Here is a 16,462-nt window from a genome sequence, read left to right as displayed (position 1 = left end):
GTCAGAACGTCCGGGCGGGCAGGTCGGCCAGGAGCTTGCCCGCACGGTCGTACAGCGCCACGGCCGGGCTGTCCTTGGACGGCCCGGTGTGGGCGTACCAGACGCCCCAGTCGGAGCGGCCCGGCAGCGCGACGAGCGTGGCGACGGTCTTGTGGCCCTCGGCGTCGGTGAGTTCGACGCGGCCGGCCTTCCGCGTCCCGTAGTACAGGCCCGAGTGGAAGACGCCGGCCTCGCTGCCTTCGCTCTGGTGGCTGACGCCGGGGTGCGAGCGGTCGATGTTGCCGTCGACGACGCTGCGGAAGTTCTCGAAGCCGTCCGGGCCCGCCCAGTGCTTGCCGTCCTCCGTCAGCCACACCGTGTACCCCTGACCGGCGTCCACACGCTCGCCGGAACGGACGGTACGGATCCGGGTCGGGGCGGCGGCGGGGAGGGAGACGGGCGCGGTGACCTGCTCGGCGGCCGGCGCGGCGGCGGCCGGCGCGGTGACCGGCTTGAGGGAGGTCTCGGCGGACGCGCCCACGGCCGACGGTGCCGCCATCACCGCTGCGGCCACGACACCGGCCGCGGCCAGCAGGTACTTCTTCATCCGGTTGCTCCTGGGATCTCCTGGGACCACGACCGTTCGCGACCCTCCCCCCTTTCAACTCCGCCCGGTGCGCCGCTGGATGACGTGCCGTCGAAATCTCTGGCGTGCCACCTCGCTAGTGGTGCCGCCTCGACTCCGTCAGGGCGGTGGTGAGCTCCTCCAGGGAGTCCAGGAGCAGGACGGCGCCCTTGTCGAGCAGGAAGTGGTCCGGCGGCACGGCGGACCAGGCGGTGACCGTCTCGCGCAGGTCGTCCCAGTGCGGCTCCCTGCGCTCCCGCACCTCCTTCGCGCCCCGCTCCGTCGACCGGTGCAGGGACTCGGCGAGGGACGCCGCGGCGGGCACCGGCGGGGCGCCGCGCTCCGGCAGGTGCGCCTCCAGGAGCATCGCCACCCGGCCGAACTCCGCGAGCGCGTGCTCGGCCTGCTCCACCGCCGCGTGCGAGAGCCCCCGGTGCCGCACCGGTTCGTGCGTCGCCCGGGCCACCGCCTCCTGCCAGGCGACCCGGGCCTCGCGGGTCCGCAGGAGCGCCTCCCGCACGTCGGGACTGGCCGGCCCGGCCGGGTCGGCGTACCGCGCGGTGACGACGGCCGCGTACGCGCCGACCGCCGCCAGCCAGTCCGCGAGCCGGCCGCGCAGCCGGGGTGTCTCCCAGGCCGGGTAGACGGCGTACGACACCATCGCGAGGAGTCCGCCGAGCAGGGTCAGCAGGACCCGGTCCCGTACGGTCTGGGTCAGGCCCGCGCCGTCCATGCCGAGCAGGAAGACGACGTACGCGGAGACGAAGACCTGGGCGGCCGCGTACCCCGTCCGCATCAGCAGGTACATCCCGAAGGCGCACACCACCGCGAGCGCGGCGGACAGGTACGTGCCCGGGTGCGCCGACTGCACGACCGCCGTCGCCAGCGCCACGCCGACGAGGGTGCCTCCGAACCGCGCCACCGAGCGCGCGTACGTCTGCGAGAAGTCCGGGCGCATCACCATCACCGAGGCCATCGGCGCCCAGTAACCGTGCCCGAACGGGAGCCACGCCCCCAGCAGATAGCCGGCCGCCGTGACCGTCGAGACGCGGACCGCGTGCCGCAGGACCGGGGAGTCGGGGCGCAGCTCTCCGCGCACCTCCGCGAGCACCAGGGGCGCGAGCCGGGGCAGGGTCGGGCGCGTGCGGGCCGCTCCGTCGTCCGCATCCGGCCTCTCCGGACGCGGCTCCGCCGTCTCGACGACGTCGCCGAGCAGCGCCGTCAGGCGGAGCGCCGCCCGGCGCGACGGGCCCTTGAGGATCGTGCCGGTGTCCGGGGTACGGAGGGCGGCGAGGGCGGGTGGGGGCAGGACGACCGGCTCGCCGTGCCGGATCGCGTGCGCGGCGGCGTCCAGGACGTCGGCCGCCGCGCCGAGCAGCTCCCGCACCCGGCCCCGCTCCGGCCCCTCCTCCGGCACGCCGACCGCCGGGTCCGCGAGCGAGGCCAGGACCGGCCGGATCCGCTCCGCGAGCCCCCGCGCCCCGTGCAGCTCCGCCGGGCGGGTACGGGCCTGGCGGGGCGTCACGGCGGCGGCGCTGCGGGCCGTCATGAGCGGTACGGGGTCGAACGGGGCGACCGGGTCGTGGCGGAGGCGACGGGCGTAGTCCGCCTCGGCCGCCAGCGCGTCCGCGAGGGCGTCGCGCTGGGCGCCCCAGCGGCGGACCGGGAGGAGGACGACCAGGGCGGCCTGGACGACACCGCCCGCGAAGATCATGGCGGCGTGGCCGGCGGCGGTGGCGACGGAGGTCGGGAGGGTGATCGTCACCAGCATGATCGCCACGTTGGAGGAGGCGATCATGCCGGCGGTCGGGCCGGCGGCCCAGGCCAGCCCCGACAGAAACGTCCAGAGCAGCAGCAGGGCGAGGAAGAGGACCTCGTGGGCGCCGGTGAGATAGCCGAAGAACGTCGACGCGGCGAGGCTGGCGCCGGAGGCGAGGGCGAGGGTGGGGCGGGGGCGCCAGGAGCGCTGGAAGGTGGCGATGGCCGCCTGGAAGGCGCCGAAGGCGGAGGAGGCGGCGACGGAGGGGCCGAAGAGGGCGAGGGAGACGCCCACGACGAGGGCGAGACCCAGGGCGGCGCGGGCCGCTACGACGGGTTCGAGCCGCCGCCGCTCTACGGTGAGGCCGGAGCGGGCGGTCTCCTTCAGGGCCCGGAGCCAGCTCATGCCCCTGAGCGTATCCGCGCGCCCTGAACCGGGCATTTCCCCCCACGACGGACGGTCGTGCCCTGCCCGTTGTGGGCAATCGTTCCGCTGGGACGATTGCCCACACGGGGGCGGGCGCCCTCCAGGGCGCGGCCACACACGGGGGCGGGGGCGCCGCCCACCCCGGCGCGGGCACACGGCGCCGGTGCTACGGCAAGTGGGGGCGGTTCGGGTGGAGGCCCGCTCGGTCGGCGGCCGAGGCGCCGTGCGTCCAGCCCGCCTCGTCCCACGCCGCCCGGACCCGGGTCGTCCGGGTCTCCGGGAAGAGTTCGTCCGTGCGGGTGGTGACCGCGACCTCCCGCGACGCGAGGGCCGGCAGCAGCGTCGGGGCCTCGGCGGCGACCCGGCGGGACGTCGCCGCGAGCCGGGCGCCCAGCCGGTTCGCGTACGCGAGGAGGAAGGACTGCCGGAAGGACTTCGTGCGTTTCCGGCCGCCCGCCCGCTGCTCCGCCTCCGCCCGCGTCATCGCCGCCGTCCCCTGCACGAGGAGCGAGGTGTACAGCAGCTCGACCGGGTCCAGGTCCGCCTCGAAGCCGACCACCGTCGAGAAGCCGTACGTCTCGTTCCACACCGCCCGGCAGTGGTTCGCCGTCGCCACCGCGTCGAGCAGGATCGCCTTGGCCTGCTCGTACGGCGGCTCCACCCCGATCCGGATCGCGCCCGGCGTCTCCGGGGTCGGCGCGCCCGCCGCGAGCGTGGCCTCGTCCAGGCTGTGCCGGGCCATCAGCTCCTGCGCCTTCGCGGTGAGCGCCTCCGCCTCCTCCGGGTATCCGGTGGCCTCCGCCTTCGCGAGCAGCGCCCTGATCCGGGTGAGCATCCGGGGCTCGCCCGCCGCCGCGGGCGGCAGGGTCTCCCCCGGTACCGGGCCGACCGCGTCCAGGCGCGGCAGCCGGACGAGCAGCCGGTACAGCTCCAGGACGGTCGTGGCCCGGGAGAAGCGGTCCGTCGGCCGGGCGGCCGAGTCGTCCAGTGCGTCGATCTGCGCCTGCCAGCGGTGCGGCAGCCGCCCGTAGCCGGCCGTCTCCGTCCTGATCAGGTCCGAGACGAGGCGGACGTGTTCGTCCGCCAGGTCGCGCCGTGCCATCCGGACCAGGTCGGCCGGCTGCCAGCCCCGCGTCCACAACGTCCGTACGAACTCCTCGCCGCGCCGTGCCAGCTCCGCGTCCGTGCCCGGGTCGGCGGCCAGCAGGGAGGCCGCCGTGTCGAGGGAGCCGTCGTCGCTCGCGTACAGCGCCTCGAAGGCCTTGTCGATGGTCGTGCTCACGCCGTGCCCCTCGCGTCCCATTCCTCGCGCGACCGGGCGATCACCGCGCGGTGGTCGAGCGACCAGTCGACCAGCTGCTTGATCAGGTGGGTCATGCTGCGGCCGGTCTCCGTCAGCGCGTACTCCACCTGCGGCGGGGTCGTCGGGTACACCGTCCTCGACACGAGGCCGTCCCGTTCGAGGCGGCGCAGCGTCAGGGTGAGCATCCGCTGCGAGATCCCGGTGACGAGCCGCTGGAGCTCCCTGAACCGCCGTGCACCCGAGGCGAGTTCGACGACGACGTGCACCGTCCACTTGTCGCCGAGCCGGTCCTGGACGTCCCGCACCCCGCAGTCCTCGGCGCAGCTCACCAGGGGCTCGGTGGTTACCTCCGTGTGCCCTTCCGACATCGATGTGCCTCCTTCCGCGATCTTGTCCGTCCGCTCACGATGGAACCCGATGGTCTCAGCCGTCACGACCCCAGGGGGAATCCATGCTGCTCGTCACCGGCGTCTCCGGCGCCCTCGGCTCGCTCGTCGCCGAACGGCTCGCCGGCCGCGAGGACGTCGTCCTCGGCACCCGCGCCGGACGTCCCGGCACCCGCCGGCTCGACTTCGACGCGCCGGAGACCCTCCCGGGGGCCTTCGCCGGCGTGGAGACCCTGCTCCTCATATCCGCGGGGTACGGGGAGGACGACGTCGTCGTCGCCCGCCACGGGGCCGCGATCTCGGCCGCCGAGGCCGCCGGCGTCCGGCACGTCGTCTACACCAGCCTCTCCGGTGACGGCGACCACCTGACGTACGCGCTCGCGCACCGCTGGACCGAGCGGCGGCTCCGGCGGTCCACGACGCTCGACTGGACGATCCTCCGCAACGGCCTCTACGCCGAGTTCCTCACCTGGATCGCCGCCCCCGACGCCGAGCACCGCATCACCGGCCCCCTCGGCGAGGGTCGGCTCGCCGCCGTCGCCCGCGCGGACCTCGCCGACATCGCCGTCTCCGTCGCGACGGACCCGGCGGCCCACCGGAACCGGGTGTACGAGCTCGTCGGCGAGCGTCCGCTCGGCGGCGCCGACCTGGCGGCGGCCCTCGGCGCCGCGTACGTCCCGGGCACGCTCGCGGAGGCCCGTGCCGCGATCGCCGCCTCCGGTGCCATGCCCTTCCAGGTGCCGATGCTGGCGAGCACGTACTCGGCGATCGCCCACGGCTTCCTGGACGGTACGGGCGTGGCGCGCAACGACCTGCGCGCGCTGCTCGGCGGGCGTGAACCCCTCGACGCGCTGGACGTGTTCGTGAAGGCGGTACGGGAGGGGTAGGGCCAGGCCTACCGCCGGGACGCCCGGTGGTGGTCGTGATCGGAGCCGGCCGAAACGGTTCGCTTGAGCCATGACCTCGAACACCGCCGTACGGCTCCGCCGGCTCGCCCGGCACCATCGCGACGTCCGCGCCCTCGACGGCGTCGACCTCGACTTCCGCGCGGGCACCTTCACCGCCGTCATGGGGCCGTCCGGCTCCGGCAAGTCCACGCTCCTCCAGTGCGCCGCCGGTCTCGACCGGCCCACCGCCGGGACCGTGGAGGTCGGCGGCACCGCCCTGGAGGGGCTGAGCGAGCGGCGCCTCACGCTGCTGCGGCGGGACCGGATCGGCTTCGTCTTCCAGTCCTTCAACCTGCTGCCCTCCCTGACCGCCGCGCAGAACGTGGCCCTGCCGCTCCGGCTCGCCGGCCGCCGCCCGTCCCGTACGGAGACACGGGAGGCACTCGCGCGCGTGGGGCTCGCCGGCCGGGAGCGGCACCGGCCCGGCGAGCTCTCCGGCGGCCAGCAGCAACGGGTCGCGATCGCCCGGGCGTTGATCACCCGGCCCGCCGTCCTCTTCGGCGACGAACCGACCGGCGCGCTCGACTCGACGACGAGCCGCGAGGTGCTCGACATGCTGCGGGACCTCGTCGACCGTGACGGCCAGACGATCGTCATGGTCACCCACGACCCGGTGGCGGCGTCCCGCGCGGACCGCGTGGTCTTCCTGGTCGACGGAAGGGTCTCGGGCGAACTGGCGGGGCCGACGGTGGAGACGGTCGCGGCGCGGATGACGGCGCTGGAGACGGCGGGCGTCCCCGTGGGAGGTCCGTCGTGCTGACCGTCGTGCTCTCCGGACTCCGTGACCGCTGGGCCTCCTTCCTCGGGGGCTTCGTCGCGCTCGCGCTCGGCGTCGGGCTGCTCACCACGATGGGACTCGGCCTCTCCGCCACCTTCGACGCGCCCGAGCGTTCTCCCCAGCGGTTCGCCTCCTCGCCCGTCGTCGTCCAGGGACAGGACCGGCTGACGCTGGACGTGCGGCGCGGGCCCGGCACCGTGCCCGTCGAGCAGCGGCTCGACCGTCCACAGCCTGTGGACGAAGGAGTGCTCCGCGAGCTCCGCGCCCGCTGGGCCGTCACCACCACCGGCGGCCCCGACGCCGTCGGCGTCGACGCCCCCGCCGCCGAGGTCCGGGCGCTCGTCGGCGACCGCGCCCGGGTCCTCACCGGGAACGAGCGCAGGCAGGCCGACCCCGACCCCGAGCGGGACGCCCGCGCCCTCGTCGCGCTCAACGCCCTCCTCGGCACCTCCGGCGGCGTCACCGCCTTCGTCTCCGTCTTCGTGGTCGCCTCCACCTTCGCCTTCGCCGTCGCGCTGCGCCGCCGCGAGTTCGGGCTCCTCCGCACCGCCGGGGCCACCCCCGGCCAGATCCGGCGGCTCCTCCTCGCGGAGGCGGCGGCGCTCGGCGTGCTCGCCTCCGCCACCGGGTGCGCGCTCGGCGCCCTCGGCGGGCCCGTCCTCGCCCGGACCCTCGTCGACGGCGGCCTCGCGCCCGCGTGGTTCACGATCGGCGGTGCGTCCTGGCCCTTCCACGCGGCCTTCTGGACGGGCGTGACCGTCGCCCTCGCCGGCGCCGTCGCCGCGTCCCGGCGGGCCGGCAGGGTCGGCCCGACGGCCGCGCTGCGCGAGGCGGACGTCGACGCCGACACCCTGCCCCTCGGCCGGGCCGTCCTCGGCACGGGGCTGCTCCTGGCCGGGCTCGGGCTGCTCGTCTGGACCTGCGCCACCGAGCCGTCCGGACTGCTCAAGCGGAAGACGTACACGACCCTCCCGATGCTCCTGATCACCGGCGTCGCGCTGCTCTCCCCGCTCCTCGTCCGGCCCGTGGCCCGGCTGCTGCGGGCGCGCGGGGCGGTGGGGACGCTCGTACGGGAGAACAGCGCGGCCGCCGTCCGCCGTACCGCCGCCGTCGCCGCGCCCGTCCTCGTGACCGTGGCGCTCGCCGGGACGCTCTTCGGCTCGGCGACGAGCGTCACGCGCGCGAAGGAGGCCGAGGCACGGGAGCAGACGACGGCTCAGTACGTGGTGAGCGGCGACGACTTGAGGTCGCCGGCCGCACCGGCCGGGGCCGTCCTCTCGCCGACCGGGGCGACCTCCGTCTTCGTACGGGACGGGGACGAGGCCGTCGTGAAGTACGGGGCGCGGGCGGTCGCCGACCCGGCCGCCTTCGCGGAGCTCGCCCGGCTGCCGGTGACCGCCGGTGACCTGCGGGACCTGGACGACCGGTCGATCGTCGTGAACGAGGAGTTCGAGCGGCACCGGGTCGGCGAGACCGTCGAGGTGTGGCGGGCGGACGGAAGCGGTCCGGTACGGCTCCGGGTCGTGGCCGTCCTCGCGCTGGGGACCGGCGACAACGGGCCGTACGTCACCCGGGCGAACGCGCCGGGCGCCGGCCTCGACCGGATCGACGCGCGCGGGGGCGGGGCGGCGGAGGTGCGGGCCGCCCTGGAGACGAGCGGCGGGACCGTCCGGACGGCCCCCGAACGCCAGGCGGCCGGCAACCCGCAGAACCGCCTGGGCATGATCCTGGTCCTGGGCATCGCCCTCGTCTACACGACCATCGGCCTCGCCAACACCCTGCTGATGGCGACCTCGGTACGGGGCGGGGAACTGGCCTCGCTGCGGCTCGCCGGGGCCACCCGCGGCCAGGTCCTGCGGGTCGTGACGGGCGAGGCGGCGCTCGCCGTCGCCATCGGCACGCTGCTCGGCCTGGCGGTGACGGCGGTCGTCCTGGGCGCTCTGGGAGCGGGCCTGGCGGCCCTCTCGGCGCCCGTCGCTCTGGCCCTTCCGTGGGGCACGGTCGGGGTGGCGGCCGGAGTGTGCGCGGCGGTCGCGGTCGCCTCGTCGGGCGTCCCCGCGTGGCGCCTCACGCGGTGAGCGGCGATGGTGGGACGACGGGGCGGCGACCGGGGTCGGAGCCGGGTCACCGCCCCGCCCGGTCCTTCAGGGCCGGCCCCGCGCGGCACGGCGCCCCGGCCCACCCCCGTGCGGCCGGAGCACCGCACCGCGCGGGGCCGGCGCCGCGCGGGTCACCGCGTCGCGCGCCAGTCCGGGGCCAGGACGGACCAGATCTCCTCGTCGTGCCGCTTGCCCCGGTACGGGTAGCTGCCCCGCAGGACGCCGTCCCGTGTCATCCCGAGCCGCCGGGCCACCGCGATGCTGGGCTCGTTGTCGGAGGAGACCACCCACTCCACCCGGTGGACCCCCCGCACCTCGATCGCCCAGTCGATGAGCGCCCGGGCCGCCCGGGTCACGAGGCCCTTGCCCACGCCCGCCGGCTCCAGCCAGCAGCCCGCCTCGGCCGTGCCGTCCACGGTGTCGAGCTTGCGGAGGATCACGGCGCCGACGAGCGTGCCGTCGGACCAGATGCCGTGGATGCGTCCGGTGTCGGCCGCCGCCCTCTCCGCGTAGGCGCGGAGGAAGGCCCGGCTCGACTCCAGGTCCGTCACGACGTCGGGGAGTCCGTTGCGGGCGCCGATGAACTCCCGTCCCCGGTCCATGTGGGCGAGGAACTCCCCGGCCTGCCACGGTTCGAGCGGGCGCAGCTCCGCGCCGTCGTCACCCAGGGACATCGCGTACATCGGCATCGCCTTCCTCACGTCACAGCACTACGGGATCAGGACGATCTTGCCCCGTACGTGCCCCGACTCGCTCGACTCCTGCGCGCGGGCCGCCTCCTTGAGCGGCAGCGCCTCGGCGATGCGGACCGTGAGGGCGCCCTCCACCGCCAGGCGGGCCTGGGCGGTGAGCCCGCGCCGTACGGCGTCCGGCTCCGCCGTGACGCCCGAGAAGACGATGCCGTGCTCCGCCGCGTCCGTCGCCGCGATCGTCACGATCCGCTCCTTCGCCGCGTCGCCGCCGCCGAGCAGCTCGACGGCGACGGGCAGCACGCCGTGCCCGGCCGCGTCGAAGACGGCGTCGACGCCCTCCGGGGCGGCGGCGCGGACCCGGTCCGCCAGGCCGTCGCCGTACGTGACGGGGACGGCGCCGAGCTCACGCAGGTACGCGTGGTTGGCCTCCGAGGCGCTGCCGATCACGGTGATCCCGGCCGCGACCGCGAGCTGGACGGCCACCGAGCCGACGACGCCCGCCGCGCCGTGCAGGAAGAGCGTCTCGCCCGCCCGCACCCGGAGCAGGTCCAGGACGCGCTGGGCGGTCTCGCCGGCCACCGGGAGGCTTGCGGCGGCCTCCCAGGAGAGCCCGGCGGGCTTGGGGGCGACGGTGCCGGCGATGGCGTACTCGGCATAGGCGCCGGTCTTCGTCCAGCCGAGGACCTCGTCGCCGACGGCCAGGTCGGTGACGCCCTCGCCGAGCGCGTCGACGGTGCCGGCGAACTCCAGGCCGGGGACGGCGGGGAAGGTGGTCGGGTAGAACTCCTCGACCCAGCCGTAACGCCGCTTCCAGTCCACCGGGTTGAGGCCGACCGCCGCCACCTTGACCCGGACCTCGCCGGGGCCGGGCTCCGGCTTCGCGACGCCCGTCTCGTGGCGCAGCACCTCGGGGCCGCCGAACTCCTCGTACACGATCGCTTCCATCTCAGCCTCCGCTGCCGCCCGTTCGATCTTCGATGCCCCAAGCCTGCGCCCCCGGCCCCCTTCCCCCCGCCCCTCCAACGGCCAGTCCCACCTGGCCGAAAGACGGGCCGTCACCTGGCCGCCGCTGACTAGGCTGAGCCGCATGGACGCGCTCACGCTGACCACCGCGTACGAGATCATCCGGCAGCCGCTCGGGGAGATCCTCCCCCAGGTCTCGGCCGCCCTCGCCCCCCTGGTCCCGCACGTGGACGCGGCCGAACTCTCCACGCACTGCGCCCACTCCCCCTTCAAGGCCCTCGGCGGCACGGAGCTGATGACCGCCGCCGAACTGACCCCGCTGCTCGCGGACGGCGTCCCCGGGGCGCCCTGGCAGGGGCGCGCGACGATCGGCGGCCGGGAGCGCGAGGTCGTCGCCGTCACCAGTCACGCCACCCGGCGCGGAGCGGTCCTCGTACTCGTGCGGGAGGACGGCGCCGCCCCGGCCGACGCCGCCGCGCTCACCACGGCGCAGGCCCTGTGGGACCTGGTCACCGGACACTTCGAACGCTTCGCGACGGAGGCCGTGCCGGGCGCGCTGGCCCGTTCGCGGGCGGCGGCCGACACACGCGCACGCGTGATCGCCGAACTCACCGCCTCGCACGCGGCGGCGCTCTCCGGCGTCCTCGGGGTGCTGCGCAGCCGGGCCCTCGACGACACGACGGCCCGGACGACCGCCACCGACCTGGCCGCGTCTGCGCTGATCGAGATGCGCGCCGAACAGCGGCGCGACCGGGCGCTCGCGGAGGAGCCCGCGGAGGACGCCTTCGAGCGGCTCGCCGGCGAACTGCGGCCGATGCTGCGGCACAGCAAGGTCCGGCTCGACCTGGGGGCGCCCGACTCGGCGCGCTCGCTCGCGGCCGACGTCGCCCACAGCGCGCGGGCCATCGTCCGGTCGCTGCTCCTCATCGTCCTGGAGCAGGAGTCCGTGCACCGGGTCCACGTCGGCTGGCAGCTGACCGAGCACGAGCTGCGCGCCTCCGTGCGCGACGACGGCGCGGGCGCGCTCGCCCCCTGCGACCTGGGCGCCGGCACGATCCGGGACCGGCTCGACGTGCTCGGCGGGCGGCTCGACATGGACGCGGTCCCGGGCTGGGGCACGACGATCACGGCCGTCATCCCGCTCGCCACCCCGGAGGCCCCGGTCGAGGCCGCGCACCCGCTCACCGGACTCGGCGAGCGGGAGGTGGAGGTGCTGCGGCACCTGGCTCTCGGGCACCGGAACCGGCGGATCGCGGAGGAGCTGCACATCAGCGAGTCGACGGTGAAGTTCCACGTCGCGAACATCCTGAACAAGCTGGGGGTCGGCTCCCGGGGCGAGGCGGCGGCCCTCTTCCACGCGGCGGCGTGAAGGGCGCGTGATGTCGTGACCCGGCACTGTCAGTGCCGGGTGCCAGACTCGCACCCGTGAGCGAGAGGTGGGCGCTGGGCGCCGAGGGCGAAGGGGACGGAGCGCTGCTCGTGCCCCTCGGTCCGGACGGGCTGCCCGCCGGGCCCGTGCGCCGCGAGCCGGACCTGGTGGCCGCCGTGCGGGCGCGTCCCGAGGTGGCCCGCTGGGTGTGGCGGTCGACCGCCGAGGTCTATCCCCGGCTCCTCGCCGCCGGCGTCCGCGTCGGGCGGTGCTACGACATCGAGGACGCCGAGCAGCTCCTCCTCGGCCATGAGGGGCGGCTCGGCGAGCCGCGGTCCGCGGCAGCCGCCTGGGCGCGCCTGCGGAACGCGCCCGTGCCGCCCGATCCGCCGCAGCGCGCCGCCGAGCCCGGTTCGCAGGACTCGCTCTTCGAGCCGCGGCCCACCGTCTCCGTACCGTTCGACGGGCTCCTCGCGGTCTACGCGGAGCAGCTGCGCCGGCACGACCGGGCGGAGCACCCCGGCCGGATGCGGCTGCTCACGGCCGCCGAGTCGGCGGGGATGCTGGTGGCCGCCGAGATGCACCGGGCCGGGCTGCCGTGGCGGGCGGACGTGCACCGGGAACTGCTCGACGAGCTGCTCGGCGGGCGGTACGCGGGCGGTGGCGAGCCGCGACGCCTCGCGGAGCTCGCGGACGAGGTGTCGGCGGCGTTCGGCCGCCGGGTCCGGCCGGATCTGCCGGCCGATGTGGTGAAGGCCTTCGCGCAGGCCGGGATCCGGGTCAGGTCCACGCGCCGCTGGGAGCTCGCGGAGATCGACCACCCGGCCGTGGAGCCGCTCATCGCGTACAAGAAGCTGTACCGGATCTGGACGGCGCACGGCTGGTCGTGGCTGGCCGACTGGGTGCGGGACGGCCGCTTCCGGCCGGAGTACCTGCCCGGCGGCACGGTCAGCGGGCGCTGGACCACCAACGGCGGCGGTGCCCTGCAGATCCCGAAGGTGATCCGGCGGGCGGTGGTCGCCGACGAGGGCTGGCGGCTCGTGGTGGCCGACGCCGACCAGATGGAGCCGCGCGTCCTCGCCGCGATCTCCCGCGACCCGGGCCTGATGGAGGTCGCGGGCCACCCCGACGACCTGTACACCCGGCTGTCGGACCGGGCCTTCTCCGGCGACCGCGACCACGCCAAGCTCGCGCTGCTCGGCGCGATCTACGGGCAGACCAGCGGCGACGGCCTGAAGAACCTGGCGGCGCTGCGGCGCCGCTTCCCGCGCGCGGTGGCCTATGTCGACGATGCCGCGAAGGCGGGCGAGGAGGGCCGACTCGTACGGACCTGGCTGGGGCGGACCAGCCCGCGGGCGGTCGGCTCGGGCGAGGACGAGGAGGCGGGACTGCCGCAGGAGACCGGCGAACCGGAGCCGGAGAGCGGCGAGTTCGTCCCCGGGTACGCCTCGGGGAACGCGCGGGCGCGCGGCCGGTTCACCCGTAACTTCGTCGTGCAGGGCAGCGCCGCCGACTGGGCGCTGCTGATGCTGGCGGCGCTGCGGCGCTCCCTCTCGGGGATGCGGGCCGAGCTGGTGTTCTTCCAGCACGACGAGGTGATCGTGCACTGTCCGGCCGAGGAGGCGGAGGCGGTGACGGAGGCGATCCGGGCGGCGGGGGACGAGGCCGGGCGGATCGCGTTCGGGGAGACGCCGGTCCGGTTCCCGTTCACGACGGCGACGGTCGAGCGGTACGCGGACGCGAAGTAGCCGGCGGTACGGAGCTCCCCGTACCGCCGGCGGTCTCGTGCGCCGCCTACTTCAGCGGCAGCTTCCGCCACTTCGGGCTCAGCGCGAGCGCCTTCAGCTGCTCCATCGTCAGCGCGGGCTCGGCGCGGGTGGCGGCCTCGTGCTGCGCGCCCGAGTTGAAGGCGGAGACGCCGACCCGGAAGCCCTCCGGGGTCAGGGTGTCGACGCTCCACCAGACGACACCGGCACCGCCCTTCTCGCCGGGCTGCTGGGTGGACCTGACCTTGGTGCCGTCGGGCAGGGTGACGACGCCGTCGCGGGTGAAGAGCTCGGCGACGGCCTCCCCGGCGGAGGGCTGGACGTCGACCCCGACGAGGCTCTCGCCCTTGCCGTCGTCGACGACGACGTAGCCGTGGCCGTCGCCCCCGCCGTGGGACTTCACGGTGACCCCCTCGGGCAGCAGGGAGCGCAGGGTGGCCTGGACGGCGGCGGCGCTCGGCACGGGGGGCAGCTGGACGTCGCCGGGGGCGGGCTTCGGAGTCTCGCCCAGCTTCTTGAGCAGCGGGCGCCACCCCTCGGCGGTGACGAGGTTCTTCAGCTGGGAGGCGCTGAAGGGCGGGTTCTCGCGGGTGATCGACGCGCCCTTCTCGGCGGCGGCGTTGTACTCGCTCGCGTCGACGAGGAAGCCGTCCTTGGTGAGCAGAACCGCCCGCCAAGCCTTGGTCTCCACGCGCTTGTCGGGGTACTCGTACCCCTGGAGGACCATGAACCGGTCACCGCCCGGCAGCCGCTCGCTGACGCACCTGTCGTAGGGGACGACCACCTTGTCGGGGCAGGTGACCTGGTCCTCACCGGCCTCGCCGGTCGTACCCGCCCGGTAGAGGCCGACGGTGACGCCCGCCTTGCCCTTGCCGTCGTCGTAGACGCCGGTGACCGCTTGGCCCTGGCCGGCCAGGTTGTCGATCTGCCACTGCCCGGCCGGGACATTTGCCTTGAGGACGGCGGCGAGGTCCTTGACCGGGAGCGTCGGGAGGGACTCCGGCTTCGATCCGGTGCCGTTGGCTGCACCCGTCTGCGGGGGCGCCGCCACGGACGTGGTCGTCGCCTGCCCGGCGGGGCCGAGCAGCGAGCCGCCGTACACGCCGCCGATGCCGACGGCGGCGAGGGCGAGGACGCCCCCGGTCACCGCGAGGCGGCGGCGCACCAGGCGGCGCCGGCCGCGCCGGAGGCCGCCCGCGACCAGTTCGCTCCGGACGTCGACGGAGAAGCCGTCACCGGTGCTGCGGAGGACCGCGCCGAGCTCCTCCTCGAAGCCCTCGTGCGGGGCTGCGTCGTGCTGGGGTCCTTCGTTCTGGGGCATGCCGAGATCACCGTCTCCGGGTCCGTAGGAAAAGTGCGTGGTCAGCGGGTGGCGAATGCGGCGACGCTGCCGCCGAGTCGTTCCCGCAGCTTCGCGAGCGCCCGCACCGAGCGGGTGCGCACCGCGGCGGAGCTGACGTGCAGGGCGTCGGCGGTCTCCTCGATGCTGCGGTCCTCCCAGTACCGCAGCACGACGACCGCCCGGTCCTTCGGCGCGAGGCCGGCCAGCGCGTCGAGGAGCGCGATCCGCAGGGCGGGGTCCTCGCCGTGCTCCGGTGCGCGGTCGGGCAGCTCGCCGAGGGGGCGCTCGGTGGCCGACCGGCGCCGCTGGTGGCTGAGGAAGGTGCGGACGAGCACGGTCTGGGCGTACGCGGCGGGGTTCCCGATGCGCGCCATGCGGCCCCAGAGGGCGTACATCCGGCCGAGCGTCTCCTGGGTGAGGTCCTCGGCGAGATGCGTGTCGCCACTGGTCAGCAGGCACGCGGAGCGGAACAGATGCCCGGTGCGTGCGGAGGCGAACTCCAGGAACTCGTCCGCGCGGGACCTTTTCATGCCCCTCCTTTCCCTCGCGGTCACGTGGCGTGGTCGCCGTACACCTCATTGACGCGATGGGGCCGCGGAAATGTTTCAGACGGATTCGCGGGAATCGGAGAGGATTCCCGCTCGACGTATCCGAATAAGCGGAATCGGGTAATCCTGAAGGTATGAACACTCTCAGCGCAGCAGAGAACCTGGCCGCTGGGGTTTGGCAGTCAGGTCTGGCCCAGGTCATCGGCGGGCTCGTCATCGTCGGCGTCCTCATCGGCGCCGTCTGGCTGGGCTTCCGGCTCAGCGACCGCGAGTCCGACACACCCAAGCCGGAGGATCAGCCGCACCGGCCCGACACCGGAGCACTGCCCGGCGAGACGTCCGAATACCGCAGGCCGGCCGAGATGCCGCAGAACGACGGCGAGCACCGGCTCATGCCCTACCAGCTCAAGAACGCCGGGGAGACCTCACCCGACCCGCCGACCGAGGAGAAGCGCAAATGGGGCGGCATCTCCAGCGGAGGCTTCGGCAGCGGAGGCACCGGGCACGGCGACTGATCCCTCCGTCGGGGCGGACACAGCGGAGCCCAGCCGCTGACGGCTGGGCTCGGTCCGGCGGGCGGACGGGTACCCCTGGGGGCCTGGGGATCACCCGCCCCGGCCCTCGGGGTCACCGACTCACCGACCGGGAAGGGCTTCGTGCACCCCCCGGCCCGCACGCGCGGCGACGTGGGCCGGCGGGGCGAAGTCCGCGGGGAGGACCGGGTCCGTGACCGGTGCCCCGAAGGTGGTCACCACCGGCAGGACCCCCGCCCACAGGCCGAGCGCCGCGTCCTCGGAGTCGCCGTCGTCCGGCGGGCCGTCGGCGGTCTTCACGGACGCCTCGGTCAGGTCGAGCGCGAGCAGCGCGGTCGCGGCCAGCTCCTTGCGGCTCGGCTGCCGCGCGTACTCCCACTGTCCCGGGGAGCTCTGCTCGGTCAGGGCCCGCAGACCGCGCAACTTCTCCTCCGGGTCCGTGACCGGCTCGGGAACGCCGTAGATCATCGCGCAGCGGTAGTTGACCCCGTGCTCGAAGACGGAACGCGCGAGGACGAGGCCGTCGACGTGCGTCACCGTGACACAGACGGTGGTGTCCGGGGCCTGGACCAGGCTGCGGCTGGCGACCGAACCGTGGAGGTAGAGCCGGTCGCCGTCCACTCCGTACGCGGTGGGCACCACCATCGTCGTGCCGTCGACGGTGACGCCGAGGTGGCAGAGGAAGCCCGCCGCGAGCACGGCGTCCAGGTCGGCCCGCCGATGGCTGCCCTTGTGACGCATCCGGCGCAGCCGGGTCCGCTCGGTGACGGCGAGACCGGCGTCGGCCGGCACGGCCGGCGCGCCCGGCTCCGTGTCGGCGGACTCCGGGACGACCGGCTCGGTGACGGCGGACTCCGTGACGGCCGGCTCGTCGCCGGTCTCCGTGGTGGTGCTCATGGTGCCCTCTCGTCCAGGCTCTCGTTCGGGTGCGGGTGTAGGTGTTGTAC

At 75.2% G+C, this 16,462-nt stretch carries 15 protein-coding genes; 6 read left to right on the top strand and 9 right to left on the bottom strand.

Annotation, left to right across the window (positions count from 1 at the left end; genetic code table 11):
- Position 1: 1 nt before the first annotated feature.
- From IE237_RS19390 to IE237_RS19375, 4 genes are all read right to left on the bottom strand, one after another.
- Entirely contained in the window at positions 2-586 is a 585-nt protein-coding gene (locus IE237_RS19390) for a hypothetical protein (RefSeq protein WP_189803256.1), read from the bottom strand.
- Between the two features lie 115 nt (positions 587-701).
- Complete coding sequence (locus IE237_RS19385; RefSeq protein ID WP_189803255.1) at positions 702-2,768, bottom strand: FUSC family protein; 2,067 nt, start codon at positions 2,766-2,768, stop codon at positions 702-704.
- Between the two features lie 187 nt (positions 2,769-2,955).
- Entirely contained in the window at positions 2,956-4,092 is a 1,137-nt protein-coding gene (locus IE237_RS19380) for a DUF2786 domain-containing protein (protein ID WP_189803254.1), read from the bottom strand.
- Complete coding sequence (locus tag IE237_RS19375; RefSeq protein ID WP_189803253.1) at positions 4,068-4,460, bottom strand: winged helix-turn-helix transcriptional regulator; 393 nt, start codon at positions 4,458-4,460, stop codon at positions 4,068-4,070. Before IE237_RS19375 ends, IE237_RS19380 begins: the two co-directional genes overlap by 25 nt.
- Positions 4,461-4,543: 83 nt before the next feature.
- Here IE237_RS19375 and IE237_RS19370 point away from each other — a divergent pair, with 83 nt between their 5' ends.
- The 3 genes from IE237_RS19370 (at position 4,544) to IE237_RS19360 (ending at position 8,281) form a co-directional block, all read left to right on the top strand.
- Complete coding sequence (locus IE237_RS19370; RefSeq protein ID WP_189803252.1) at positions 4,544-5,365, top strand: NAD(P)H-binding protein; 822 nt, start codon at positions 4,544-4,546, stop codon at positions 5,363-5,365.
- A gap of 70 nt (positions 5,366-5,435) precedes the next feature.
- The gene (locus tag IE237_RS19365; RefSeq protein ID WP_189803251.1) at positions 5,436-6,185 is read left to right on the top strand and encodes an ABC transporter ATP-binding protein; all 750 of its coding nucleotides are present in this window, start codon (positions 5,436-5,438) and stop codon (positions 6,183-6,185) included.
- Positions 6,179-8,281 carry an ABC transporter permease gene (locus IE237_RS19360; protein WP_189803250.1) on the top strand — a complete coding sequence of 701 codons (2,103 nt, stop codon included), beginning with the start codon at positions 6,179-6,181 and terminating at the stop codon, positions 8,279-8,281. Before IE237_RS19365 ends, IE237_RS19360 begins: the two co-directional genes overlap by 7 nt.
- A gap of 152 nt (positions 8,282-8,433) precedes the next feature.
- Here the strand turns inward: IE237_RS19360 and IE237_RS19355 are convergent, their stop codons facing one another.
- Both IE237_RS19355 and IE237_RS19350 read right to left on the bottom strand, forming a co-directional pair.
- Positions 8,434-8,985: a GNAT family N-acetyltransferase gene (locus tag IE237_RS19355; RefSeq protein ID WP_189803370.1), complete on the bottom strand. Its 552-nt coding sequence runs from the start codon at positions 8,983-8,985 to the stop codon at positions 8,434-8,436.
- Positions 8,986-9,012: 27 nt separating this feature from the next.
- Complete coding sequence (locus IE237_RS19350; RefSeq protein WP_189803249.1) at positions 9,013-9,939, bottom strand: NADP-dependent oxidoreductase; 927 nt, start codon at positions 9,937-9,939, stop codon at positions 9,013-9,015.
- A gap of 142 nt (positions 9,940-10,081) precedes the next feature.
- Between IE237_RS19350 and IE237_RS19345 the strand changes: the two genes are divergently transcribed.
- Both IE237_RS19345 and IE237_RS19340 read left to right on the top strand, forming a co-directional pair.
- The gene (locus IE237_RS19345; protein WP_189803248.1) at positions 10,082-11,326 is read left to right on the top strand and encodes a helix-turn-helix transcriptional regulator; all 1,245 of its coding nucleotides are present in this window, start codon (positions 10,082-10,084) and stop codon (positions 11,324-11,326) included.
- 56 nt (positions 11,327-11,382) lie between these two features.
- A complete protein-coding gene (locus tag IE237_RS19340) occupies positions 11,383-13,074 on the top strand; it encodes a bifunctional 3'-5' exonuclease/DNA polymerase (RefSeq protein ID WP_189803247.1) in 1,692 nt (563 codons plus the stop codon).
- A gap of 46 nt (positions 13,075-13,120) precedes the next feature.
- Here IE237_RS19340 and IE237_RS19335 read toward each other — a convergent pair whose 3' ends face one another.
- Positions 13,121-14,413: a hypothetical protein gene (locus tag IE237_RS19335; protein WP_189803246.1), complete on the bottom strand. Its 1,293-nt coding sequence runs from the start codon at positions 14,411-14,413 to the stop codon at positions 13,121-13,123.
- 41 nt (positions 14,414-14,454) lie between these two features.
- The gene (locus IE237_RS19330; protein WP_189803245.1) at positions 14,455-14,964 is read right to left on the bottom strand and encodes a SigE family RNA polymerase sigma factor; all 510 of its coding nucleotides are present in this window, start codon (positions 14,962-14,964) and stop codon (positions 14,455-14,457) included.
- A gap of 152 nt (positions 14,965-15,116) precedes the next feature.
- Here IE237_RS19330 and IE237_RS19325 point away from each other — a divergent pair, with 152 nt between their 5' ends.
- Positions 15,117-15,497 (top strand): DUF6479 family protein, encoded by a 381-nt coding sequence (locus IE237_RS19325; RefSeq protein WP_189803244.1) that lies wholly within the window; start codon positions 15,117-15,119, stop codon positions 15,495-15,497.
- 120 nt (positions 15,498-15,617) lie between these two features.
- Here the strand turns inward: IE237_RS19325 and IE237_RS19320 are convergent, their stop codons facing one another.
- Complete coding sequence (locus IE237_RS19320) at positions 15,618-16,256, bottom strand: pyridoxamine 5'-phosphate oxidase family protein (protein ID WP_189803369.1); 639 nt, start codon at positions 16,254-16,256, stop codon at positions 15,618-15,620.
- Positions 16,257-16,462: the final 206 nt, after the last annotated feature.

This window comes from Streptomyces tanashiensis (assembly GCF_014648895.1).
In the GTDB taxonomy this organism is placed as follows: domain Bacteria; phylum Actinomycetota; class Actinomycetes; order Streptomycetales; family Streptomycetaceae; genus Streptomyces; species Streptomyces tanashiensis.
Note: the sequence above shows the minus strand (reverse complement) of the source record. Positions and strands in the feature narration are given on the sequence as shown.

Excerpts from the sequence above, each read along its gene's own strand:
- IE237_RS19390 (WP_189803256.1), bottom strand. The coding sequence starts at position 586 with ATGAAGAAGTACCTGCTGGCCGCGGCCGGTGTCGTGGCCGCAGCGGTG.
- IE237_RS19385 (WP_189803255.1), bottom strand. The coding sequence starts at position 2,768 with ATGAGCTGGCTCCGGGCCCTGAAGGAGACCGCCCGCTCCGGCCTCACC.
- IE237_RS19380 (WP_189803254.1), bottom strand. The coding sequence starts at position 4,092 with ATGGGACGCGAGGGGCACGGCGTGAGCACGACCATCGACAAGGCCTTC.
- IE237_RS19375 (WP_189803253.1), bottom strand. The coding sequence starts at position 4,460 with ATGTCGGAAGGGCACACGGAGGTAACCACCGAGCCCCTGGTGAGCTGC.
- IE237_RS19370 (WP_189803252.1), top strand. The coding sequence starts at position 4,544 with ATGCTGCTCGTCACCGGCGTCTCCGGCGCCCTCGGCTCGCTCGTCGCC.
- IE237_RS19365 (WP_189803251.1), top strand. The coding sequence starts at position 5,436 with ATGACCTCGAACACCGCCGTACGGCTCCGCCGGCTCGCCCGGCACCAT.
- IE237_RS19355 (WP_189803370.1), bottom strand. The coding sequence starts at position 8,985 with ATGTACGCGATGTCCCTGGGTGACGACGGCGCGGAGCTGCGCCCGCTC.
- IE237_RS19350 (WP_189803249.1), bottom strand. The coding sequence starts at position 9,939 with ATGGAAGCGATCGTGTACGAGGAGTTCGGCGGCCCCGAGGTGCTGCGC.
- IE237_RS19345 (WP_189803248.1), top strand. The coding sequence starts at position 10,082 with ATGGACGCGCTCACGCTGACCACCGCGTACGAGATCATCCGGCAGCCG.
- IE237_RS19335 (WP_189803246.1), bottom strand. The coding sequence starts at position 14,413 with ATGCCCCAGAACGAAGGACCCCAGCACGACGCAGCCCCGCACGAGGGC.
- IE237_RS19330 (WP_189803245.1), bottom strand. The coding sequence starts at position 14,964 with ATGAAAAGGTCCCGCGCGGACGAGTTCCTGGAGTTCGCCTCCGCACGC.
- IE237_RS19325 (WP_189803244.1), top strand. The coding sequence starts at position 15,117 with ATGAACACTCTCAGCGCAGCAGAGAACCTGGCCGCTGGGGTTTGGCAG.
- IE237_RS19320 (WP_189803369.1), bottom strand. The coding sequence starts at position 16,256 with ATGCGTCACAAGGGCAGCCATCGGCGGGCCGACCTGGACGCCGTGCTC.